The 22,422-nt window shown below is 63.1% G+C and carries 20 protein-coding genes; 13 read left to right on the forward strand and 7 right to left on the reverse strand.

Annotation, left to right across the window (positions count from 1 at the left end):
- The first annotated feature begins 20 nt into the window (after positions 1-20).
- The 4 genes from BO74_RS06810 (at position 21) to pflA (ending at position 5,574) form a co-directional block, all read left to right on the forward strand.
- Positions 21-1,190, forward strand: coding sequence for an MFS transporter (locus BO74_RS06810; protein WP_496441024.1), 1,170 nt, complete (start codon positions 21-23; stop codon positions 1,188-1,190).
- 290 nt (positions 1,191-1,480) lie between these two features.
- Complete coding sequence (locus tag BO74_RS06815; protein ID WP_496441025.1) at positions 1,481-2,320, forward strand: formate/nitrite transporter family protein; 840 nt, start codon at positions 1,481-1,483, stop codon at positions 2,318-2,320.
- 58 nt (positions 2,321-2,378) lie between these two features.
- Positions 2,379-4,712: a formate C-acetyltransferase gene (gene pflB, locus BO74_RS06820; RefSeq protein WP_496441026.1), complete on the forward strand. Its 2,334-nt coding sequence runs from the start codon at positions 2,379-2,381 to the stop codon at positions 4,710-4,712.
- 100 nt (positions 4,713-4,812) lie between these two features.
- Positions 4,813-5,574 carry a pyruvate formate-lyase-activating protein gene (pflA, locus tag BO74_RS06825; protein ID WP_496441027.1) on the forward strand — a complete coding sequence of 254 codons (762 nt, stop codon included), beginning with the start codon at positions 4,813-4,815 and terminating at the stop codon, positions 5,572-5,574.
- Here pflA and BO74_RS06830 read toward each other — a convergent pair whose 3' ends face one another.
- The gene (locus BO74_RS06830; RefSeq protein WP_496441028.1) at positions 5,575-6,495 is read right to left on the reverse strand and encodes a LysR family transcriptional regulator; all 921 of its coding nucleotides are present in this window, start codon (positions 6,493-6,495) and stop codon (positions 5,575-5,577) included.
- A gap of 159 nt (positions 6,496-6,654) precedes the next feature.
- Here BO74_RS06830 and BO74_RS06835 point away from each other — a divergent pair, with 159 nt between their 5' ends.
- On the forward strand, positions 6,655-7,656 hold the full coding sequence (locus tag BO74_RS06835; protein WP_496441030.1) for a TRAP transporter substrate-binding protein: 1,002 nt from the start codon (positions 6,655-6,657) through the stop codon (positions 7,654-7,656).
- A gap of 104 nt (positions 7,657-7,760) precedes the next feature.
- A complete protein-coding gene (locus tag BO74_RS06840; RefSeq protein ID WP_496441032.1) occupies positions 7,761-8,840 on the forward strand; it encodes a Gfo/Idh/MocA family protein in 1,080 nt (359 codons plus the stop codon).
- Between the two features lie 123 nt (positions 8,841-8,963).
- Here BO74_RS06840 and BO74_RS06845 read toward each other — a convergent pair whose 3' ends face one another.
- Positions 8,964-9,794 (reverse strand): shikimate dehydrogenase family protein, encoded by an 831-nt coding sequence (locus BO74_RS06845; RefSeq protein WP_496441034.1) that lies wholly within the window; start codon positions 9,792-9,794, stop codon positions 8,964-8,966.
- Positions 9,795-10,038: 244 nt separating this feature from the next.
- On the opposite strand from BO74_RS06845, the gene BO74_RS06850 reads away from it, so the two are divergent.
- Entirely contained in the window at positions 10,039-10,959 is a 921-nt protein-coding gene (locus BO74_RS06850; RefSeq protein ID WP_496441035.1) for a LysR family transcriptional regulator, read from the forward strand.
- Between the two features lie 28 nt (positions 10,960-10,987).
- On the opposite strand, the gene ftsX is transcribed toward BO74_RS06850, so the two are convergent.
- Genes ftsX through ftsY form a run of 3 tightly spaced genes read right to left on the reverse strand, consistent with a single transcriptional unit; the run spans position 10,988 to position 13,530 of the window.
- Entirely contained in the window at positions 10,988-11,884 is an 897-nt protein-coding gene (ftsX, locus tag BO74_RS06855; RefSeq protein ID WP_496441036.1) for a permease-like cell division protein FtsX, read from the reverse strand.
- Entirely contained in the window at positions 11,881-12,543 is a 663-nt protein-coding gene (ftsE, locus tag BO74_RS06860) for a cell division ATP-binding protein FtsE (RefSeq protein WP_496441038.1), read from the reverse strand. The genes ftsX and ftsE overlap by 4 nt, the downstream gene beginning before the upstream one ends.
- Positions 12,544-12,552: 9 nt before the next feature.
- Entirely contained in the window at positions 12,553-13,530 is a 978-nt protein-coding gene (gene ftsY / locus BO74_RS06865) for a signal recognition particle-docking protein FtsY (protein WP_496441040.1), read from the reverse strand.
- A 99-nt stretch (positions 13,531-13,629) separates the two neighbouring features.
- Between ftsY and BO74_RS06870 the strand changes: the two genes are divergently transcribed.
- Genes BO74_RS06870 through BO74_RS06890 form a run of 5 tightly spaced genes read left to right on the forward strand, consistent with a single transcriptional unit; the run spans position 13,630 to position 17,654 of the window.
- Positions 13,630-14,997, forward strand: a complete 1,368-nt coding sequence (locus BO74_RS06870; protein ID WP_496441042.1) for a M16 family metallopeptidase — start codon at positions 13,630-13,632, stop codon at positions 14,995-14,997.
- An 11-nt stretch (positions 14,998-15,008) separates the two neighbouring features.
- On the forward strand, positions 15,009-16,316 hold the full coding sequence (locus BO74_RS06875; protein ID WP_496441043.1) for a M16 family metallopeptidase: 1,308 nt from the start codon (positions 15,009-15,011) through the stop codon (positions 16,314-16,316).
- 3 nt (positions 16,317-16,319) lie between these two features.
- A complete protein-coding gene (gene rsmD, locus BO74_RS06880; protein WP_496441045.1) occupies positions 16,320-16,883 on the forward strand; it encodes a 16S rRNA (guanine(966)-N(2))-methyltransferase RsmD in 564 nt (187 codons plus the stop codon).
- Entirely contained in the window at positions 16,870-17,367 is a 498-nt protein-coding gene (gene coaD / locus BO74_RS06885; RefSeq protein WP_496441046.1) for a pantetheine-phosphate adenylyltransferase, read from the forward strand. The genes rsmD and coaD overlap by 14 nt, the downstream gene beginning before the upstream one ends.
- Positions 17,368-17,393: 26 nt before the next feature.
- Entirely contained in the window at positions 17,394-17,654 is a 261-nt protein-coding gene (locus BO74_RS06890; RefSeq protein ID WP_496441047.1) for a YfhL family 4Fe-4S dicluster ferredoxin, read from the forward strand.
- A 57-nt stretch (positions 17,655-17,711) separates the two neighbouring features.
- On the opposite strand, the gene BO74_RS06895 is transcribed toward BO74_RS06890, so the two are convergent.
- Positions 17,712-19,664, reverse strand: a complete 1,953-nt coding sequence (locus BO74_RS06895; RefSeq protein ID WP_496441048.1) for a dynamin family protein — start codon at positions 19,662-19,664, stop codon at positions 17,712-17,714.
- An 86-nt stretch (positions 19,665-19,750) separates the two neighbouring features.
- A complete protein-coding gene (gene mutM, locus BO74_RS06900) occupies positions 19,751-20,575 on the reverse strand; it encodes a bifunctional DNA-formamidopyrimidine glycosylase/DNA-(apurinic or apyrimidinic site) lyase (RefSeq protein ID WP_496441064.1) in 825 nt (274 codons plus the stop codon).
- A 209-nt stretch (positions 20,576-20,784) separates the two neighbouring features.
- Here mutM and BO74_RS06905 point away from each other — a divergent pair, with 209 nt between their 5' ends.
- Entirely contained in the window at positions 20,785-22,413 is a 1,629-nt protein-coding gene (locus tag BO74_RS06905; RefSeq protein WP_496441050.1) for a tetratricopeptide repeat protein, read from the forward strand.
- Positions 22,414-22,422: the final 9 nt, after the last annotated feature.

Below are 22,422 nucleotides of genomic sequence, written 5' to 3' on the forward strand. Positions count from 1 at the left end.
GCATTGATCGGCCATAGACAATGAAGTCCACTATCCGTCTGAACGCCACGCTGCTGCGCCTGATCGGCGTGCAGATCTGCATGAACGGCTGCATGGCCGGAATCCGCATGGCGGCGCCGCTGCTGGCCCTGCGCGCTGGCTACAGTGCGGCGACAGTCGGCATCCTGCTCGCGCTGTTTGCCTTCGTGCAGTTGTTCCTGGCCATTCCGGCCGGGCGTTACGCCGATCGCAATACGCTCAAGCGTCCGGTGGGGTTCTGCACCATCGCCGCCGTATTCGGCGCGGTGCTGGTAGCAGCCTGGCCGATCTTTCCCGTGCTCTGTGTCGCCGCCTTGCTCACCGGTGGCGCCACCGGCGCGGCGGTGATTACCCTGCAGCGGCACGCTGGGCGGCTCGCCGACGATCCGACGCAGATCAAACAGGTGTTCAGCTGGCTGGCCATCGCGCCGTCGATCGCCAATTTCGTCGGGCCGTTCGTCGCCGGGCTGGTGATCGATCACGCCGGTTTTCGCGCCAGCTTCCTGACGATGGCCGCGCTGGCCCTGTGCTCGTGGTGGCTGGTGCGTTCCACCGGCGATACTCCTTTGCAGGAGCAGCAGGAGGCTGCGGGAACTTCCCGCTCCTGGGATCTGCTCGCCGAGCCGCGCATGCGCCAGCTCTTGCTGATCAACTGGATTCTCACCTCGTGCTGGGATGTGCATACTTTCGTCCTGCCGATACTCGGGTATGAACGCGGACTCAGCGCCTCGGTAATCGGTGCCATTCTCGGTACCTTCGCTGTCGCCGCTACGGTGGTCCGACTGGTCATGCCGATAATCGCCTCCCGATTGCAGGAGTGGGCGGTGATAGCAGGGGCGATGCTGTGCGCTTCGGCACTCTACGCCGTGTATCCGCTGTTGCAGTCACCGTGGGCGATGTTCCTCTGCTCGGTTTTGCTCGGGCTGTCGCTCGGCTCGGTGCAGCCGATGATCATGAGCGCCCTGCATTTGATCACGCCGCCGCATCGGCAAGGCGAGGCGCTCGGCCTGCGCCTGATGTCGATCAACGTGTCGAGCATCCTGATGCCGATGGTGTTCGGCACCGTCGGTTCGGCGATCGGCGTGGCCAGCGTTTTCTGGGCCGTGAGCGCCGGCGTGCTTGGCTGTACGCGGGCGGCGTGGAAGCTCAAATACTGGTCGCGGGCTGAATGAATAGAGCTCAAGCAGTCGTGTAAATTTTTCACATATAAAAACGCCTTTTCGTATGGCGAAAAATAAACTGTTCAGGTAGAATGCCGCGCGTTCGATAGCCCGTTTCTGCGGTTGCCCCCACAGCCCGTCGGGTAAGTGATTGATTTGTATCTGAATTTAATGGGTTTTCGCGCGCTTGTGCGAACCTTTCAGGTACAGCCAGCACTGCTTTTTGTGTTCAACGATGGCACCAAGCCCGTCGTCGCGGAAGTGTCGCGGACGGGCGCAATAACGCCCCTACAGGAATTCAGATGTATCTCGAAACCGTAGACAAGTTTGCGGAAGCCGCAGCCAAGAAGGTCAGCTACCAGAAAAAATCCCCGGGCGGGTTCTTCGTCGGCGCGATGATGGCCGGCGCATACGTCGGGCTGTCGATCATCCTGATCTTTACGCTCGGCAACGACGTCGATCCGTCGATCCGCAAACTGGTCATGGGCGCCTGTTTCGGGATCTCTCTGACACTGGTCATCTTCGCGGGTTCCGAACTTTTTACCGGTTATACGATGTACATGGCGCTCGGCTGGCTGCGCGGGCGCACTTCCTTGCCCGATTCGATCCGGATGTGCGCGATCGTCTGGCTGGGCAATCTTGCCGGCGCGCTGCTTGTCACCTCGCTATTCGTTGTTTCCGGTGGCGGCAACCTGGTCGACGGGACGGTACTGTACGACATCGTCGGGCACAAGATGCACGGCTCCGCGCTGCAGATCTTCACCAAGGGCATGCTCTGCAACTGGCTCGTCTGCCTGTCGATCTGGATGGCGGCGCGGACGACCAACGACGCGGCCAAGTGCATCCTGATCTTCTGGTGCCTGCTCGGCTTCATCGCCAGCGGCTACGAACACAGCGTCGCCAACATGACCGGGCTGACCCTCGGCGTGATGGGCGGCGGCGATCCGACCGTCAATATGGCGGGCTGGATCCACAACATCTTTTGGGCGACCCTGGGCAATACCGCTAGCGGAGCGTTGCTCATGGGCGCTGCGTACTGGTACGCCTCGCGCCCGTCAATGGCCGAGGAGGCCGCCAACGAACACAAGGATCCGGTCGTCGCTGCGGTGACGCATGCCGGGATCAAACGAATCCAGAAATAGAGAAACTTTGAACGTCCACATCGTGTGGCGAGGTTTTCTGCTAAGGAGAGAGTAAGTCATGGCGAGAAGCACGAAGTCAGCAGCAAAGGTAAAGGTCGTTCCCGATTCGGATGCCGCGCTGGCGCCAGAAGCCGCGCCGGTGCGTGAAAACGCCTGGGAAGGTTTCGAGGCGGGGACCTGGACGAAGGAAATCAACGTCCGTGACTTCATCCACCGCAACTACACGCCGTACCTCGGCGACGACACCTTCCTTGCGCCGGCGACCGAGCGCACGCTGAACGTCTGGAACCAGGTGCTCGAGCTGTACAAAGAGGAGCTGGCCAAGGGCGGCGTGATCGACGCGGACACGCATATCGTCGGCAACATCGCGACGCATGCGCCGGGCTACATCGACAAGAGCCTGGAGAAGATCGTCGGTCTGCAGACCGACAAGCCCCTGAAGCGCGCGATGATGCCGTTCGGCGGTATCCGCATGGCCGCGCAGGCGCTGGAAGAGTACGGCTACAAGATCGACCCGGAAATCGAGCGCGTATTCAGTGAATATCGTCGCACGCACAACCAGGGCGTGTTCGATGCCTACACCGAAGACATGCTGCGCGCCCGCAGCTCCGCCATCATCACCGGTCTGCCGGATGCCTACGGCCGCGGCCGCATCATCGGCGACTACCGCCGCGTCGCGCTGTACGGCCTCGACCGTCTGCTGCAGGACAAGCACGCGCAGAAGCATGAGCTGCGCCTCGACGTGATCAAGGAAGAAACGATCCGTCTGCGCGAAGAGCTGTCGCGCCAGATCATGGCGCTCGAAGAACTGCGCCAGATGGCCACCAGCTACGGCTACGACATTTCCAAACCAGCGCGCAACGCCCGCGAAGCCGTGCAGTGGACCTACTTCGGCTACCTCGCTGCGGTCAAGGAGCAGAACGGCGCCGCCATGTCGCTGGGCCGCGTCAGCACCTTCCTCGACATCTACATCGAGCGCGACATCGCCGAAGGGCTGATGACCGAACTCGACGCACAGGAACTCGTTGACGACCTGGTCATCAAGCTGCGCATGGTCCGTTTCCTGCGTACCCACGATTACAACGCGCTGTTCTCCGGCGACCCGACCTGGGTGACCGAAGCCATCGGCGGCATCGGCATCGACGGCCGTCCGCTGGTGACCAAGAACAGCTTCCGCTTCCTGCACACGCTGACCACCCTCGGCGCAGCGCCCGAGCCGAACCTGACCGTGCTCTGGTCGCACCTGTTGCCGCAAGGCTTCAAGGACTTCTGCGCGAAGCAGTCGATCGAAACCAGCTCGATCCAGTACGAGAACGACGACCTGATGCGTCAGTACTGGGGCGACGACTACTCGATCGCCTGCTGCGTCTCGGCGATGCGCACCGGCAAGCAGATGCAGTTCTTCGGCGCCCGCGTCAACCTGGCCAAGGCGCTGCTGTACGCAATCAACGGCGGCCGCGACGAGATCTCCGGCAAGCAGGTGACCACGCCGTTCGCCCCGATCACCGCCAACGTGCTGAACTTCGACGAAGTGATGGAGCGCTTCGAGCACATGATGGACTGGCTGGCCGGCACCTATGTGAACGCGCTGAACGTCATCCACTACATGCACGATCGCTACGCCTACGAGCGCATCGAGATGGCGCTGCACGACATGCACATCCTGCGCACGATGGCCTGCGGCATCGCCGGCCTGTCGGTCGTTTCCGACTCGCTCTCGGCGATCAAGTACGCCAAGGTGCATGTCATCCGTGACGAGACGGGCCTGGCGGTCGATTACCAGATCGACGGCGAGTTCCCGATGTTCGGCAACGACGACGACCGCGTCGACGAGATCGCCACGTCGGTGGTCAAGAGCTTCATGGAGAAGCTGCGCCAGCACCCGACCTACCGCGACGCGATGCACACCCAGTCGGTGCTGACCATCACCTCGAACGTCGTCTACGGCAAGAAGACCGGCAACACGCCGGACGGCCGCAAGGCCGGCGAACCGTTCGCGCCGGGCGCCAACCCGATGCACGGCCGCGACAAGAAGGGCGCAATGGCTTCGATGCGTTCGGTCGCCAAGATCGATTACGAGCATGCGCAGGACGGCATCTCCTACACCTTCTCGGTGGTGCCGAAGGCTCTCGGCAAGACCGGCCAGGAGCGCGTCGGCAACCTCGTCGGCCTGCTCGACGGCTACTTCGGCGAAGGCGGCCAGCACATCAACGTCAACGTGTTCACCCGCGAGACGCTGCAGGACGCCATGGATCATCCGGAGAAGTATCCGCAGCTGACCGTTCGCGTGTCGGGCTACGCGGTGAACTTCATCAAGCTCACGCGCGAGCAGCAGCTCGACGTGATCACCCGGACCTTCCACGACAAGCTGTCGACGCCGGCGCTGGTCTGATCGGTACGCTGATCCGTTGTTAAAGTAAGGCTGTTCGAGGCCGGTTGAACGCAAAGGCTCAACCGGCCTCGGTCTTTCTGGAGATTCGGGAGAACGATCCATGAGAATTCGCTCCGGTCCGCGCCAGACCGAATCGGTCGATGGCTATATCCACTCGGTCGAGACGCTGGGGACCGTCGATGGTCCGGGCGTGCGCTTCGTCGTTTTCACCCAGGGCTGTCCGCATCGCTGCCTGTATTGCCACAACCCCGACAGCTGGCGCCTGAAACAGGGGCGGCTGGTGGCCTCGGCCGACCTGCTCGACCAGATCGAGAACTCCGCGACCTTCCTCAAGCGCGCGCGCGGCGGCGTGACGATCAGCGGCGGCGAGCCGCTCGTCCAGCCGAAGTTCGTTGCTTCGCTCCTGCGCGGCAGCAAGGAGATGGGGCTGCACACGGCGCTCGATACGACCGGTTATCTCGGCAGCAAGGTAAGCGATGCGTTCCTTGCGGACATCGATCTCGTGATGCTGGACATCAAGTCCTACGATCCGGAAACGTATCGCTGTGTCTGCGGCACCGATATCCAGCCGACGCTCGATTTCGCCCGCCGCCTCGAACAACTCGGGCGCCCGATGTGGATTCGCTTCGTCCTGGTGCCGGGCCTGACCGATGCCCGCGAGAACGTCGAGGGGCTCGCCGAATTCGCCGCTTCGCTGAAGAACGTCGAACGGGTCGAAGTCCTGCCGTTTCACAAGATGGGCGAGTTCAAGTGGCAGGAGTTGCGCCTGTCGTACAAGCTGGCCGATACCCAGCCGCCGACGCCCGAGGCGCTTGAAGAAGTCAAGCGAGCCTTTTCCTCGCGCGGGTTGACCGTCGTCTGATCAGTAGCCCATCGCCTGCAGGGCGAACGGGCCTTCGCGCAACTGCTCGATCAGAAACTCGACGCTGTTGCGGATCTTCGCCGACGACGTCATCCGGCCACTGGTGACCAACATCATGTCGGCCGGTTGCGAATGGTCGGGAAGGACGCGAACCAGCGCGCCGCTGCGCAGATCGTCGGCGACGTCCCAATCCGAGAGCATGATGATCCCGTAGCCCTCCAGCGCCCAGTTACGGATGATGTCGCCGTGGTTGGAACCGACGCGGCCGGTCACCTTGATCGTTTCGCTGCCGTTGGGTCCGTCGAGTCGCCAGACTCCGAACGGCTGATCCCGCCCCCGGAAAAGCAGGCATTCGTGGCGTGTCAGATCGCTGGCGCAGGTCGGAGCGCCGTTTTCACGCAGATACGCGGGCGCGGCGCAGAGGATTCGCTCGCTTTTCACCACGCGATGCGCGATCACATTGGGTTCGCTGACTTCGCCGACGCGAATGTCGATGTCGATGCCGTCCTCGATCATGTCTACCCGACTATTGACCAGTTCCAGCCAAACTTCCAGGCGGGGGTGGTGCTTGCCGAGCAGCGCCAGGATCGGCGAGACATGGTTGCGCCCGAGGCGCAGGCTGGTGCTGACGCGCAGCGGGCCGGACGGGTCGATCTTCGCGTCGGACATCTCCGTGGCCATGCCGTCGATGTCGTCGAGAATCCGTCGCGCCCAGGCGTAGGCGATTTCGCCCTGATCGCTGATCCGGACGCGCCGGGTCGAGCGATAGAAGAGCGGCACACCGAATCGATGCTCAAGTTCGGCGATCCGCTTGCTCACGTAGGCCGGCGAGATGCCGAGTTCGTGAGCGGCCGCGATGAAGCTCGAAAAACGCGCGACGCTGCAGAGCACGCGCAGGTCGATGATCTCGATATTGTTCACTCGTGGTTAATTTTGATTTCAATATTTGGATAATTGTAGGCGAAACGGTTTGCAGTATCGTAGCTGCTCGTTTCGACGAGGTGCAGAAGCCGCGGCGTACGTAAAAGAGCGAACGCGGCAACTGCGCAGAATCATCCCAAAAATCAAGAGGAGAGTCGCATGAAAGGTTTCGCTTCGTTGAGGTTGGCTGCAATGGTCGCAGGGGTCTTTGCCGTCGGTATGGCACAGGCGGAAATCAGTGAGCGCACGTTCCGGGTTGCCATCAACGGCGCGCCCGGGCATCCGGTGGTCGTCGGTTGCGAGAAATGGGCGGAACTGATCAAGGCCAAGAGTGGCGGCAAGATGACGCTCAAGGTTTTCCCGAGTACGCTCGGCGGCGATGTTCAGGTGCTCTCGGCAGTACAGGGCGGGACGATCGATTTCGCGGCGATGAACTCCGGCATCCTGCAGGGCATCCAGAAGGAATTCGCGGTCTTTGACCTGCCGTTCATGTTCAACAGCGGCCCGGAGGCCGACAAGGTGCTCGACGGCCCCTTCGGCAAAAAACTGGGCGACCTGTTGCCGTCCAAGGGACTCTATAGTCTGGCCTATATGGAGCTGGGCTTCCGCCAGATTACCAACAACCGGCGTGCGATCACCCAGGCGAGCGACATCGAAGGTCTGAAGCTGCGGGTGATCCAGGCGCCGATCTATATCGACACGTTTACCGCGCTCGGCGCGAATCCGGTGCCGATGAGCTTCTCTGAAGTGTATACGGCGCTTGAGTCGAAGATCATCGACGGCCAGGAAAACCCGTTCTCGGTGATCGAGACCAGCCGCTTCCCCGAAGTCCAGAAGTACCTCGCGGTCTCCAACCACATGTACAACCCGCAGTCGCTGATCGCCAGCAAGAAGAAGTGGGATGCGCTGAGCAAGGAGGAGCAGGACATTCTGGCGTCGACGGCGCTTGAGGCGCGGGACTGGCAGCGCAAGAATGCGCGGGCCCTGGCGGACAAGTCGCTGGCTTCCCTGAAGAAGTCGATGGAAGTGACCGAGCTGCCGCCGGCTGAAGTCGCCAAGATCCGCGAGAAGCTCAAGCCGGTGATCGAGAAGTACAGCGCCAACGTCGGTGCCGATCTCGTCAAGGAACTGCAGGCCGAACTCGAGAAAGTCCGCAAGTAGGTCGCGCTAGTCAGTCGTGGTTTCGCCAGGCTGTCACTGGCGGATGGAGCCCGGGTCCGTCCGCCAGCACTGTCGGCGCACATCTTCAAAATCAGGAGTTCGTTGTGAGAAAAGTTCGTCTCTCGGTGGCGGGGGCCGGCTTGATCGGCTATCGCCATATCGAGGAAATTCAGAAAAACCCGGGCTGTGAACTGGTTTCCATCGTCGACCCGCACCCGCCGAAGAAGATCGCCGGGCTCGGCGCGAATGCCGGACTGGCCGCGACGGCGGACGTGCCAGTCCATGCCTCGCTCGACGAGATGCTCGCGCGGGACAAGCCCGACGGCGTGATCCTGGCGACGCCGAATCAATTGCACGCCGAGCAGGCGCTCGCCTGCATCCGTGCCGGGGTTCCGGTATTCATCGAGAAGCCGGTGGCGCACACGGTGGCCGACGGACTTCGCGTCTGCGAGGCGGCCGAGGCCGCTGGCGTCAAGGTGCTGGTCGGCCACCATCGGCGGCACAGTCCGATCCTGCACAAGGTGGTCGAGGTCGTACAGTCGGGCATTCTTGGCCAGATCGTCGGTGTCATCGGCAGCGCGGTGTTCTACAAGCCGGACAGCGATGGTTATTACGACGGCCCGAACGCCTGGCGGCGCGCGCCGGGCGGCGGCCCGATCCTGCTCAACCTGATCCACGAGGTCGGCAATCTGCGGGCGATGGTCGGCGAGATCGTCGCAGTGCAGGCCTTCACCGCCAATGCCACGCGCGGCTTTGAAGTCGAGGACACGGCCGCGATCAATTTCCGTTTCGCCAATGGCGCGCTGGGCAGCTTCCTGCTTTCCGACGCCGCCGGCTGCGCCAAGAGCTGGGAACAGACCTCGCAGGAGAACAAGCAGTACCCGACCTACCCGGACGAGGATTGCTACACGATCATCGGCAACCGTGGCTCGCTTGCGGTGCCGACGATGCGTCTCAAGTACTACAAAGAAGACAACGACCGCTCCTGGTACAAGCCGTTCTTCTGCGAAACGCAGCCCGTCGAGCGCAAGGACCCGCTGGCCGAGCAGATCGCACACTTCGCCGCAGTCATTCGCGGTGAAGTCGAACCGCTGGTTTCCGCGCGCGACGGGTTGCAGAACCTGCGTGTCACCGAGGCGGTGGTAGAGGCGGCGAAGCGTGGCAGCGTGGTCGCGACCGTTTGATCGGTCTCAAACCGAAGAAGGTTGAAGCACGGGCACGTCAGTGCCGGAAGCAGCGTGCCGCCGGGGAGGTCAATCCTCTTCCTCTCCGGCGGATTCCTTTTTCTCTCTTCTCTCGCTGCGCGGTTAGTAACTGATCTTCGCGGCGGCGCGTAATTCGTCAGCGGTTGCCGTGCCATAGCCGAAGAACTCCAGATAGGCCGGGATCATTTCGAACAGCATGTCGGCGCCGACCTGATAGCGGCAGCCGGTCGCTTTTGCCGCCTGCAGCAGCGGCGTCATTTCCGCCTTCATCACCACCTCACCGACGAAGGTGTGCGGTGTCAGCCGGGAAATGTCCATCGGCAGCGGGTCGCCGGGGCGTCCGAGCGGCGTGGCGTTGACCACGAGGTCGTAGCCGGCGGCGTCGTTGCTTCCCGGGCGGGCGTCCAGAAGCGGGTAAAAGTGCGTGAGCCGCTGCGCCAGGCCGGCAGCAGAGTTTACGTTGACGTCGCTGATGGTGATCATGGAGACGCCCTCGGCGGCGAGCGCCGCGGCAATGGCGGCGCCGACACCGCCGGCGCCGACGACCAGGCAGCGCGCGGCGGTAAAGTCGAACCCCTTGCGCGCCAGGCCGCGGCAAAAACCGACGCCGTCGAACATGTCGCCCCAGAGCGAACCATCGTCGCGTTTTACCACGGCATTGCACGATCCGGCGATCCGTACCGCCGTCGACATCCCGTCGAGCAGTTCGACCGCGGCGATCTTGTGCGGCATGGTGACCAGCGCGCCGGGGATGTTGGTCGTCATGAATGCGGCGCGGAAAACCGGGGCGAAGTCGTCCGGTTTGACCCCGAGCGGCACAACGATTGCGTCGATGCCCTTGCTCTCGAACCAGGGGTTGTAGATGAGGGGCGCCTTGAACGCTTCGGTCGGATAGCCGAACAAAGGCAAAAGGGTGGTCTTTCCGCTGATCATCGTTGTCTCCCTGAACTGAATCCGGCGGTTTTGTCCTGACGGCGGCCGGGACGATGACTATAGGAGCACGGCTGTTAATCTGTAAATCCGATGGATCGGATAAGAACTATTTTTCTGGCGAATGGTTGCGCGCCCGAGTTCTTGATTATTGTCAGTTCCAGTCAGGGGGGCGTAAGCTTTATTCAAAACGAACGGCGGTGTTTCTTTTATATATCGTCGAAATGAATAGTGAGGCGAGGGCTGCATGGACGAACACGGCGACTCGGGCGCGTATTTCGAGGTCAAGCAACTGCAGTTGCTCGACGTGCTGCATTCGACACGCAGCGTGACCAAGACGGCTGAACGCCTGGGGCAGACGCAGCCGACAATCAGCACCTGGCTGAAGCAGATCCGCGACAAGGTGGGTGACCCGCTGTTCATCCGCACGGCGAAGGAAATGATCCCGACGCCGCGTGCCGACCAGATCGTCGAGAAGGCCCGGGCGATCCTCGAAGCCATGCGCCAGCTCAGCGGTGAGGTGCCGCGTTTCGATCCGGCGACCTCGACCCGGGTCTTCCGCATGTGCGCGCCGGATTCGGCGCACATCACGATGATTCCCCGGCTGCTGCAGTGCATCCGCGGCATCGCGCCCAACGTCCAGGTGGAAACGCTGCCGATCAACGAGCATACGGCGCAGATGCTCGAGAGCGGCGATGCCGATCTGGCCTACGGCGGCTTCGTTCCGGGCATGGACACCGGCTTCTACCAGCAGGCCTTGATCAAGCAGGATTTCATCTGCCTGGCCAGCATGGATCATCCGCGCGTGAAAGGCGCACTGACGCTCGACGACTATCAGCGTGAGGCGCACGTCGCGGTCAGCTATGGCGGCATCCACGGCGTCAACGCCTTGATCCAGTCGGCGCTGCATGCGCAGCATGTCGAACGGCGTGTCCTGCTGACGCTGGCCGGTTTTCTCGGGATCGGCAAAGTCATCGCAACGACCGACCTGATCACCACGCTGCCGCGCAACATCGCCGAGACGATGGCCGCTCAGTACGAGCTACAGTTGCTGGAGTGCCCGGTGCGGATTCCCTCGTACATGATCCGGCAATACTGGCACGCCCGTTATCACCGCGATCCGGGAAATCAGTGGTTGCGCCACCTGTGCGCGCAGTACGCCGAGTAGGCTTGGTCGAAAGGCTGTCCGGACAGCGTCAGCTGATTCGCCGCAGGTAGATCGCTACCGAAAGCTTGGCGCCAAGCCAGCCGAGCGCGGCGCCGGCGCCGGCAACCCCGGCGGCATGTTGCGGCGTCAGCCCGCGGGCGGCAAAACTGCCTTGATACAGGTCGATCAACTCGCCGAATGGCCCGGCGAGCAGGTGCCCGCCGGCGATCACCAGCGCGACGGCAAAAAGACCGCCGAGCGCGCCCTGCAGCGCGCCGAAATAGTGGAAGGGGCGGCGGATGAAGGCGTCGGTCGCGCCAATCAGGCGGGCGACCTCGATTTCTGCCGCTTGTGCCAGGATCTGCAGGCGGATGGTGTTGAAGGTCACGGCGATCAGCGCACCGGAAAATACGCCGGCGAGCAACATGACCGCGAGTTTCCCGATGCGCAGGAAGGCGTCCAGGCGCCGACTCCAGGCCGTGTCGACCTGAACATGCGCAACAGCCGGCCAGGAACGGAAGACCGAGGCCAGTTCCTCCAGGGCTTCCGTTTGTGTGTCGGCAGGCTCGATGATGAACGCATCGGGGAGTGGATTGCGTGACAGTCCGGCGACAACGTCGCCCATGCCCTCGATCGATTGCAGGCGCTTGAGCGCTTCGTCGCGCGGAACGAAGCGCCACCGGCCGGGTTGGCTGTCGTTCAGCCGGGATTCGATCTCGGCGACGTGTTTCCGGCTGGCCTCGGTGTTCATGAACAGACTGATCTGCTGCGTGCCGGTCGCTTGGCCGGCGAACTGCTGCAGGTTGTCGAGCACTACCCAGCCGGCTGTGGGCAATGCCAGCGCCACGCCGATGACGATCAGCGAGAGGAGCGTGTTCAGCAGTGAGGCGGTCAGGCGGCGCCAGGCGCCCTTGAGCGCGAGAAAATGCTGCGAGAAGAAATTCATGCGCTGTCTCCGACCAGTCGCCCATGTTCGAGACGCAGCACGCGTGGCGAGAAGCGCGCCATCCATTGCGGATCGTGCGTGGCGATAACCAGCGTGACGCCGACCTGATGGAACGAGCGGAAGATGTCCAGGATGTTGCTCGCCGAGTCGCTGTCGAGGTTCGCAGTCGGTTCGTCGGCGAGAATGATCGATGGCCGGTTGACCACGGCGCGGGCGATGGCCAGTCGCTGTTGCTCGCCGCCGGACAGCGCGATCGGCCGGGCGCGCTCGCGGTCGAGCAGTCCGACCTTGTCCAGTGCCGCGCGGGCGCGCCGGTGTGCTTCGCGCGTCGGCATGCCGTCGATGGCCAGCGGCAACAGCACGTTGTCCAGAACGCTGCGATCGAACAGCAGTTTCTGATCCTGGAAGATCATGCCGAGGTTGCGGCGCAGGTAGGGAATCGCCTTCCGGCGCAGTGCGGCGATGTTCTGCCCGTTGATCACGATGCTGCCCGACGTCGGCTTTTCGATTGCCGAAAGCAGGCGGAACAGCGTCGATTTGCCGGCGCCGGAATGGCCTGTGATGAATACCATCTCGCCGTCGCCGATCTCGAAGCTGACCTCCCGCAGCGCTTCGAGTCCGTGCGGATAACGCTTGGTGACGGCACTCGCGGAAATCATGATGTGCCGCTACTCGAAAATCGCGTCGACAAAATCCCTGGCGACGAACGGCCGCAGGTCGTCGATGCCTTCGCCGACGCCGATGTAGCGGATCGGCTTCGGGCACTGCCGGGCGATCGCGGCGATCACCCCGCCCTTGGCCGTGCCGTCGAGCTTGGTGAGCACGAGACCGGTGACGTTGATCGCCTTGTCGAAGGACTGGACCTGCGCCAGCGCGTTCTGCCCGAAGTTGGCGTCGAGCACCAGCAGCGTCTCGTGCGGCCCGGTCGGGTCGGCTTTCTGGATGACGCGACGCACCTTGGCGATTTCTTCCATCAGGTGCAGCTGCGTCGGCAGGCGGCCGGCTGTGTCGGCCAGGACGATGTCGATGCCGCGTGCCTTGGCGGCCGAAATGGCGTCGAAGATGACCGCCGCCGGGTCGCCGGATTCCTGCGAGATCACCGTCACGTTGTTGCGTTCGCCCCAAGTCTGCAGCTGCTCGCGTGCGGCGGCGCGAAAGGTGTCGCCGGCAGCAAGCAGCACGGACAGACCCTGTGACTGGAAGTGCTTGGCCAGCTTGCCGATCGACGTCGTCTTGCCGGCGCCATTCACTCCGGCGATCATGATGATGTACGGGCGATGCGTCGAGACGTCGAGCGGCTGTTCGAGCGGCAGCAGCAGATCGTGCAGCGCATCGGAGAGCGCCTTCTGGATGCCTTCCGGCGTTTCGATCCGGTCGCGTCGGGTCCGCTCCTTGAGTTCCTCGAGCAGATGGTAGGTCGCCTCGAGGCCGACATCGCTGGTCAGCAGCAGCGCCTCCAGCTCCTCGAGCAGTTCCTCGTCGACCTTGCCGCGGGAGAAAATCGACTTGAGCTTGCCGCCGAATTGCGCGCGCGTGCGCGCCAGGCCGGCCTTGAGCCGCTCGCGCCAGGAAAGTGCCGGCGCCTTTTCCTCCGCAACCTGTGTTTCGGGGGCCGGCTCGGCGGATTTCTTGAAGAAACCAAACATGGGGATTTCGTGTCTCTGAAGTTCGGGGATGGCGCGAACGGGGTAAGATGCCGGCGCCTGTAAAATTCCCAGCGATTTTATCAGAAGCCGTTTCTGCCTATGCGTCATATATCCTTGTTCATTCGCCTGGCCGCTGCCGTGGCGTTTTCATTCTCCCTGCCGACGTGGGCCAATCCCTACGAGCATCAGTTGATCAATGGCCTGCGGGTCATCGTCAAGGAGGACCGGCGTGCGCCGACTGCCGTCCATATGGTCTGGTATCGCGCCGGCAGCATGGACGAGATGAACGGCACGACCGGTGTTGCCCACCTGCTCGAACACATGATGTTCAAGGGCACGCCGACGATCGGCTCCGGCGAGTTCAGTCGCCTGGTAGCCGCCGCGGGCGGGCGTGACAATGCGTTCACCAGCCGCGACTACACGGCGTATTTCCAGCAGGTGCCGAAGCAGAAGCTCGAGCAGATGATGCAGCTCGAAGCCGACCGGATGCGGCATCTCACGCTCGCCCCGCAAGATTTCGAACAGGAAATCAAGGTGGTCATGGAAGAACGCCGGTTGCGCACGGAAGACAAGCCGCAGGCCCGGCTGTTCGAGCAGATGAGCGCGGTGGCCTTCCAGGCGCACCCGTACCGGGTGCCGGTGATCGGCTGGATGAGCGATCTGGAAAGCATGACCGTCGAGGATGCGCGCGCCTGGTACGAGCGCTGGTACGTGCCGAACAACGCCTATGTCGTGGTCGTCGGAGATGTCGATCACCAGGAAGTGTTCCGGCTGGCCGAGAAATACTACGGTCCGCTGGCAGCGCGCCCGGTACCGGAGCGCAAGCCGCAGCAGGAACCGCCGCAGACCGGCATCCGTCGGCTGACAGTCAAGGCACCGGCCGATCTGCCGGTGGTGTCGATGGCCTACAAGGTGCCGGTGCTGCGCGATGTGGATAACGACGTCGATCCGTACGCGCTGGAAATGCTGGCGGCGATTCTCGATGGCCACGAGGCGGCGCGTTTCTCCCGCAGCCTGGTGCGCGAGCAGCGGCTGGCCGTCTCGGCCGGTGCCGGCTACGACGGCACGGCGCGCGGCCCCGGCCTGTTCTACGTCCAGGGCTCGCCGAGCGAGGGGCATGCGCGTGCCGAACTGGAAGCCGGTTTCCGTGCCGAGATTGCCCGTGTCGTCAACGAAGGTGTCGGCGAAGAGGAGCTTACGCGGGCCCGGGCGCAGGTGGTCGCCGGACAGGTCTACAAGCGCGACTCGGTATTTTCCCAGGCGATGGAGATCGGGCAACTCGAGGCGGTCGGCATCCCGTATACGTCCGACCAGCGCATGCTGGAAAAGCTGCAGGCCGTCACTGCCGCGCAGGTCCAGTCCGTGGCGGCCAGGTATCTCGTCGACGATCGGCTGACCGTCGCCGAGCTTGACCCGCAACCGCTTCCCGGGTCGCCGCAGCGTCCGGCCGGACCGTCCCGTCATTGATCGAGCAGGGCATGAAAACGATGATTTCCTTTCGTTGGTTGTGGGCTGTATTTTTCCTGTGGGCCGGACAAGCGGCCTTTGCCGGACCGAAGATCGAAAACTGGGTTGCGCCGTCGGGCGCGCGCGTCTATTTCGTTGAAAACCACGCGTTGCCGATGCTCGACGTGCAGGTCGATTTCCCTGCGGGGAGCGCGCGCGATCCCGCGGATCTGAGCGGTGTCGCGTCGCTGGCGCACACGCTGCTTGACCTGGGGTCCGAGGAACTGGATGAGACGCAGATCGCCAACAAACTCGCCGACGTGGGCGCGCAGATTTCCGGCGGAGTGGAGCTCGATCGCGCGTCGGTGAGCCTGCGCACGCTGTCGGCGGCGGACAAGCGCGATGCCGCGCTGGCTGTCTATCATGCCGTGTTGTCGTCGCCCCGTTTTCCCGCAGAGATCCTCGAGCGTGAAAGGGCACGCAAGATCGCTGCCCTGAAAGAGTCGCTGACCCGTCCGGACGTGATTGCCAGCCGCGCCTTCTGGGCCTCGCTGTACCCGGGGCATGTCTACGGGCGCGCCGCGACGCCGGAATCGCTGGCGGCCATAACGCGTGACGATCTGGAGCTGTTCTACCGGATGAATTATCGTGCAAGCAGCGCGGTCGTGACGCTGGTGGGCGACCTGACCCGTGCCGAAGCCGAGCGCATCGCGCAGGCCTTGACCTCGGGCCTGCCCGGCGGAAGGGCGGTGCCCGTCTTCGAGCCCCTGCCGATACCGAGAAGCGGCGAACAGCGCCTGCAGCATCCGGCCGCGCAAGCGCACGTGCTGATCGGCCTGCCGGCGCTGAAGCGCGGCGACCCCGATTTCTTCGCCCTGCAGGTCGGCAACTACACGCTGGGCGGCGGCGGTTTCGTGTCGCGCCTGATGCGCGAGGTGCGCGAGAAACGCGGTTTCGCCTACAGTGTCTACAGCTACTTCATGCCGCTCGTGCAGTTGGGGCCGTTCCAGATCGGTCTGCAAACGAAAAAGGAGCAGGCCGACGAGGCGTTGTCTGTCGCCCGCGACGTGCTGAGCGGATTTCTCGCCGACGGACCGAGCGAAGACGAGCTTCTGGCGGCCAAGCAGAACATCGCCGGCAGTTTCCCGCTGCGTCTCGACAGCAACCGCAAGATCCTCGACCACGTCGCGGTGATCGGTTTCTACGACTTGCCGCTCGACTATCTCGATAATTACGTTGCCAATGTGGAGAAGGTGACGGCGGAAGACGTCCGCGCGGCGTTCTTGCGCCACGTCCACCCGGAGCATCTGGTAACGGTCGTTGCCGGCAGCAATCGATAAACCATGAATACTGTTCGCATCATCGGCGGCGAGTGGCGCCGGCGGGTTCTGCGCTTCCCGGATGCCGAGGGGCTGCGCCCGACGCCGGATCGTGTCCGGGAAACCCTTTTCAACTGGCTCGGACAGGATCTCGACGGCCTGGCGTGCCTCGATCTGTTCGCCGGCAGCGGCGTGCTCGGTTTCGAAGCGGCGTCGCGCGGCGCGGCGCGCGTGGTGATGGTCGAACAAGCCGCCCGGGTAGCTGCCTCGCTGCGCGAAAACGCCCGGCTGCTCCGTGCGGAAAGCCGTGTGGAGATTGCGCAGGCGGATGCGGTAAAATTCGCGTCCTCGCTCGTTCAGAGAGGTTCCCGTTTCGACGTGGTGTTCCTCGATCCGCCGTACAACAAGGGGTGGATCGACCGCATCGTGCCGTTGTTGCCAGGGCTGCTGAAGGACGATGGCCTGTTGTATGTCGAGGCCGAGTCGGCGCTTGAGTCATGCGGCTCCTGGCGGACGATTCGCAGCGGAAACGCAGGGCAGGTTTTTTATCATTTGATGCGTAATGGAGAGCCTGATGGCACTCAATAGGCGGTTGGCGATCTATGCCGGGACCTTCGATCCTCTGACGCGCGGGCACGAGGATCTGGTGCGGCGGGCGGCGAGCCTGTTCGACAACGTAATCGTGGCAATTGCCGCCAGCCGGGCCAAGCGTCCGTTCTTCACGCTGGAGGAGCGGGTCGAGATGGCCGGCGAGGTTCTTGCCCGCTATGCCAACGTCGAAGTCTGCAGTTTCGACGGCCTGCTGATGGACTTCCTTCATCAGCGCGGCGCGAAGGTCATCCTGCGCGGTTTGCGCGCGGCCTCCGATTTCGAGTTCGAATTCCAGATGGCCGGGATGAACCGGAATCTTTACCCGGATGTCGAGACCGTGTTCCTGACCCCCAGCGAGAAATACATGTTCATTTCGGCGACGATGGTGCGTGAAATCGCCATTCTTGGCGGCGATGTGAGCAAGTTCGTCCAGCCCGTTGTCGGCGAGCGGCTGAAACAGAAAGTCGCCGAGCTCAACTAAGCAACATTGTTCCTGAAGGAAAATCCATGTCTTTGATTATTAGCGATGAGTGCATCAACTGCGACGTTTGCGAACCGGAATGCCCGAACGGCGCCATTTCGCAAGGTGACGAAATCTACGTGATCGATCCGGGCAAGTGCACCGAGTGCGTTGGCCACTACGACACGCCGCAGTGCGTCGAAGTCTGCCCGGTCGATTGCATCGCCAAGGATGCCGAGCATCCCGAGAACAACGACCTGCTCTGGGCAAAATACGAGAAGCTCACCGGCAACAAGCGCGCCGGCTGATTATCTTGTGATGAAATGCGCCGTCTCCTTCGGGGGCGGCGATTTCATTTGGCTTGCTCAGGCGGCGTCGCGCAATGCGCCGTCGCCAAGGCGGTCCTGCAGCACCCGTCGGACAGCTTGTCCGGCGCCTTCCAGCGCGCTGATCTGACCGAGCAGTTGCTCTTCCACATGCAGCAGCTCGCCGATGCGTTCTTCGAGCGTGTCGGTCGCCTGGTGAATGCGCTTGATGCTTTCGAGCCGCCGCTTCAACTGGATCTGGTGTTCGCGAATCTGCGTTTCCATCGGGGCCAGCAGCGCTTTGATCCATGCTTCGGCTTCCCGGTTGGCCTGTTCGAAAATCTTGCGTACCTGATGCGCTACTTCGTCGAAGAAGCGTTGCGTCACGCTGCGCTTCTGGCGCGTCATCAGCTGGAATGCCGTGTTCAGGTGCGTATCGCACCACTGTTCCAGCCGGTCGATTCCCTTGTGGTAGCGCTTCAGCGAGAAAGGCGTCGGATTGCTCAATTTGAGGCCGTGCTCGACGACGAACTGCTTCTGGATCGCATCGACCATTTCGAGGATCTCGCCGATTTCGCCCTCCGAATTCCGCAGGCTTTGACGGGAGTCCGTGAAAAACTTCGTCATGGCCTCCGACAATGCGCGGGAGAAGGTGGCGTCGAGCATCGTCCGCCGCGTGGAGGCGGTCAGCGCGCGTAACGCGTCGACGCCGAGATGGCCGAAGAGCTTGTTGGTCAGTTGCGAGAAGACGCTGCGCACGGCGTGGAAGCGCTGGAGCCCGGTCTCGAATTCTTCCTTCTCGACCTTGACCTTGCCCATCATGTATTCCACGACGCCCTTGTTCTTGCCGCGCAGTTCGGTCAGTTCGCCGAGCTGTTCGCGCAATCCGGCGAGGCGCGAATCGAGCAGGCCGTGCATGCGGTTGAAGATGCTGGTGAATTCGGTGTCGGTGTTTTCCTGGACGATGTCCTGCTTGGCCGGGATCAGTTCCTGAGAGAGTGCGGCTTCGAGAGCGGCAAGGCGGCTGCGTTCCAGCAATGCCTCGTCTTCGTTGATCCGGGCGACCAGTCCCTTCTGCGCGGAAACCGGGAAGATCTGCGTGGCCGGCAAACCGAGAATCGTGGCGCAGCGGCCCACCTGCTTGCCGATCTCGGCGTCGATCTCCGCTTCGGTCTTGAGTTCATCCCACTGGCCGTCGATCTTGTTCAACACCACGAGCCGGCCCCGGCGGCGTCCGGCCACGCCGCCGATGTGTTCGTTCCAGATCGCCAGGTCGGACTGGGTGACACCGGTGTCAGCGGCCAGGATGAACAGAACGGCGTGGGCGTTGGGCAGCAGCGACAGGGTGAGTTCCGGCTCGGCGCCGATCGCATTGAGCCCGGGCGTGTCGAGAATGACCAGCCCCTGCTGCAGCAAGGGGTGAGGGTAGTTGATCACGGCGTGGCGCCAGCGCGGAATCTCGACGTCGCCGGAGTCGCTGGCTGCGGTGCCGGTGTTCCCCGCTTCGTTGGTAAAGCCGAGTTCTTCCGCCCTGGCCCGGGAAACGTGCACCACATCACTGACCGAGCGCAGGGCGTCCTGCATCGCTTCCAGCGAGGTGGTGTCGAGCGGTACCGAGGTCCATTCGTCGGGGTAACGCTTGTATTCGCTGATGCTGGTGTCGGTCTCGCGCGTCTCGATCGGCAGCAGCTCGATGTTCGCTGGCTTTGCCGGGTCGTACATCAGTTCGGTCGGGCACATCGTGGTGCGACCGGCTGTCGAGGGCAGCATGCGGGTGCCGTGCGAGGCGAAGAAGATGGCGTTGATCAGCTCCGACTTGCCGCGCGAAAACTCGGCGACGAAGGCGACGTGCAGACGGTCCTCACGCAGCTTCGAAAGCAAGCGTTCGAAACGGAGGTCGGTTTGCGCGTCGCACAGGTCGTTATCCGAAAGCCATTGGCGGAAGCCGGCGAGGTTATCCGAGAGACAGTTGCGCCAGTCGTTGTAGGCGGCGAATTGTTGGGCGAGCGTCATGGAGCATCCCGTTAGAATACGCTGGCGGCGACTCTAGCACATCCCCTGTGCCGATCAAACGCTGCGGCGACGAGTGGTGGGCGTGCTCACCGCTGGCAGCGCGGGCAGTAAAAGGTCGCACGTCCCGCCTGGCGAACGGCGCGGACCGGCGTGCCGCACACGGGGCAGGGTGCATCCTTGCGTCCGTAGACCGCGCACACCACTTGGAAGCTGCCGGCGCCACCGTCGCTGTGCACGTAATCACGCACGCTGCTGCCGCCGGCGGCGATGGAGTCTTCGAGGGTGGCCTGGATGGCAGCAGCCAACCGCCGGCAGCGTTGCGGTCCCAAAGATCCAGCGGGTCGGTTCGGGGCAATGCCCGCGCGGAACAGACTCTCCGAGGCGTAGATGTTGCCGATGCCGACGATCAGGTGGCTGTCCATCAGCAGCGGTTTTATCGGGGTTGTGCGCTTTCGAGTGGCCGCGTAAAGCCAGTTGCCGTCGAACTCGGCGGCCAGGGGCTCGATGCCGAGGACGGCGATGAGCGGGTGCTCTTCCGGCGGTCCTGCGTGCCACAAAACGGCGCCGAAGCGTCGTGGGTCGCGCAGGCGCAGCGTGGTCTGGGGAAAGACCAGATCGACGTGGTCGTGCTTTTGCGGTGGGGTCTCGTTGGGAACGAGGCGCAGACTGCCGGACATGCCGAGGTGAACGATCAGATACCCTGTGTGCTTACCGCTTTCGATGAGGAACAGAAGATATTTGCCGCGACGCTGGATGTCGATGAGACGTGCGCCGGCCAGACGTTCGGCCAGGTCCGGCGGAATTTCGTGCCACAGTTTCAGTGTCCTGGCCACGGCACGGACGATGCGTTGACCTGGCAGGACTGGCAGCAGTCCGCGACGGCTGACTTCGACCTCCGGCAGTTCCGGCATTTGCTGCTCCCGGGAAAAGTCCATAACATGGGGAAAACCATTATGGCGCAAATAACTCTAATGGGCTCCGACATGCCCGAGTATCATTCCGACCCATGAAAGCCATTCCACGAACTCTTTGCCTTGCCGCGTTGCTGGCGGGCCTTTTTTGCGTTCCGGCAGGGGCGGCGGAGGCGCCGGTCGCCGTGCGAAAGTTACCGGCGCCCCCGGTGGTTGCCACAGACGCTGAGCAGGCCGATGAAGCTGACGATGACGATCTGCTCGGGCAAACCGTCTATCAGGTCTTGCTGGCCGAGATTGCGCTGCGGCGCGGCGACGTCGAGCTGGCGAGCCGGGCCTATGCCAGTCTGGCGGTGCGGACACGCGATCCGAAGGTAATCGAACGCGCGGTCGAAGTGGCGATTGCCGCCAGGCATATCGCGATGGCCCTGGAAATGACCCGTCTTTGGCTCGATGTGGCTCCTCTGTCGAAGCCGGCGCAGCGGATGCTGGTCGGCATCCTGGTCCTCGACAACCGGCTGGACGAAGTGGCGCCCCATATCGCGCGCATGCTGGCGAGCGACGAGGAAGCCCTCGCCGGGAATCTGCTCGGCCTGAACCGGATGTTTGCTCGCTCTCCTGATCGACAGGCCGTATTCCGGCTGGTCGAGATGGTTTGCCGGCCCTTCGACGGTATTGCCGAAGCGCACTACGCCATGGCTCAGGCGGCGGGTTCGGCGGGAATGACCGCGCGGGCGAAGCAGGAAGTTGCCCGAGCGCTGGAATTGCGGCCGGACTGGGAAATGGCAGCGTATTTCCGGGCGCAGTTGCTGTTGCGCGAATCGACCGTCGATGCCATTGCCTTCCTCGAAGGATTCGTGGAGCGCAACCCGGCCGCGCACGATGCCCAATTCCTGCTGGCCCGGGCGCTGGTCGGCGAGCGGCGCTACGACGACGCGCGGCGGCATTTCGACGTGCTGCTCAAGGCGTATCCGGACAAGCCGGAAATCATCTATTCGGTCGCGATCCTGGCGCTGCAGCAGAACGACAAGGCGCGGGCCGAGGAACAGCTGAAGCATTTCGTCACGCTGAACGTGCAGGACAAGAATCCGGCTTACTACTACCTGGGGCAGATCGCCGAGGATGATCAACGGCGTGACGAAGCGCTGACGTATTACGGTGAGGTTGTCGGCGGCGAGCACTACCTCACGGCGCAGATTCGTCGGGCCCGGCTCCTGGCTGATCAGGGAAATCTCGATGGCGGGCGCGAAGTTCTCCGCAGCGCCAAAGTCGATAAACCCGAGGAGAAGGTCCAGGTGGCTGTCGCCGAAGCGGCGCTGCTGCGTGATGCCGGGCGCCTGCAGGAAGCCTTCGATCTCCTCGAGGGCAAGCTCGGCGAGCAGCCTGAACAGCCTGACCTGATGTACGAGACCGCGCTGATGGCCGAGCGGCTGAATCGGCTGGAGGTGATGGAGACCCGGTTGCGTCGCCTGATCGAACTGCGTCCGGACAGCTCTCAGGCATACAACGCGCTGGGCTATTCCTATGCCGACCGCGGCGAGCGGTTGCAGGAAGCACGGCAGCTGATCGAAAAGGCGCTGGCGCTGTCGCCTGAAGACGGTTTCATCCTCGACAGCATGGGCTGGGTGCTGTTCCGCCAGGGCGATCTCGACGCTGCGCTGACCTATCTCGAGCGTTCCTACGCCAAGCGCGAGGATCCGGAGATCGCTGCGCATCTCGGCGAAGTGCTCTGGGCGCTGGGGCGGCAGGACGACGCGCGCCGACTGCTGCTTGACGCGCAGAAAAAGCACCCGAACAACGAGGTGTTGATCGGCACGATCCGGCGCCTTTCTCCCTGACATCGACGT

Source organism: Propionivibrio pelophilus DSM 12018 (genome assembly GCF_059569095.1).

Bases quoted from the DNA above. Each gene is read 5' to 3' on its own strand.
- BO74_RS06835 (WP_496441030.1), top strand. From the start codon at position 6,655: ATGAAAGGTTTCGCTTCGTTGAGGTTGGCTGCAATGGTCGCAGGGGTC.
- pflA (WP_496441027.1), top strand. From the start codon at position 4,813: ATGAGAATTCGCTCCGGTCCGCGCCAGACCGAATCGGTCGATGGCTAT.
- ftsX (WP_496441036.1), bottom strand. From the start codon at position 11,884: ATGAATTTCTTCTCGCAGCATTTTCTCGCGCTCAAGGGCGCCTGGCGC.
- mutM (WP_496441064.1), bottom strand. From the start codon at position 20,575: ATGCCGGAACTGCCGGAGGTCGAAGTCAGCCGTCGCGGACTGCTGCCA.
- BO74_RS06815 (WP_496441025.1), top strand. From the start codon at position 1,481: ATGTATCTCGAAACCGTAGACAAGTTTGCGGAAGCCGCAGCCAAGAAG.
- BO74_RS06890 (WP_496441047.1), top strand. From the start codon at position 17,394: ATGTCTTTGATTATTAGCGATGAGTGCATCAACTGCGACGTTTGCGAA.
- coaD (WP_496441046.1), top strand. From the start codon at position 16,870: ATGGCACTCAATAGGCGGTTGGCGATCTATGCCGGGACCTTCGATCCT.
- pflB (WP_496441026.1), top strand. From the start codon at position 2,379: ATGGCGAGAAGCACGAAGTCAGCAGCAAAGGTAAAGGTCGTTCCCGAT.
- BO74_RS06850 (WP_496441035.1), top strand. From the start codon at position 10,039: ATGGACGAACACGGCGACTCGGGCGCGTATTTCGAGGTCAAGCAACTG.
- ftsE (WP_496441038.1), bottom strand. From the start codon at position 12,543: ATGATTTCCGCGAGTGCCGTCACCAAGCGTTATCCGCACGGACTCGAA.
- BO74_RS06810 (WP_496441024.1), top strand. From the start codon at position 21: ATGAAGTCCACTATCCGTCTGAACGCCACGCTGCTGCGCCTGATCGGC.
- BO74_RS06845 (WP_496441034.1), bottom strand. From the start codon at position 9,794: ATGATCAGCGGAAAGACCACCCTTTTGCCTTTGTTCGGCTATCCGACC.
- BO74_RS06875 (WP_496441043.1), top strand. From the start codon at position 15,009: ATGAAAACGATGATTTCCTTTCGTTGGTTGTGGGCTGTATTTTTCCTG.
- rsmD (WP_496441045.1), top strand. From the start codon at position 16,320: ATGAATACTGTTCGCATCATCGGCGGCGAGTGGCGCCGGCGGGTTCTG.
- BO74_RS06895 (WP_496441048.1), bottom strand. From the start codon at position 19,664: ATGACGCTCGCCCAACAATTCGCCGCCTACAACGACTGGCGCAACTGT.
- BO74_RS06870 (WP_496441042.1), top strand. From the start codon at position 13,630: ATGCGTCATATATCCTTGTTCATTCGCCTGGCCGCTGCCGTGGCGTTT.
- ftsY (WP_496441040.1), bottom strand. From the start codon at position 13,530: ATGTTTGGTTTCTTCAAGAAATCCGCCGAGCCGGCCCCCGAAACACAG.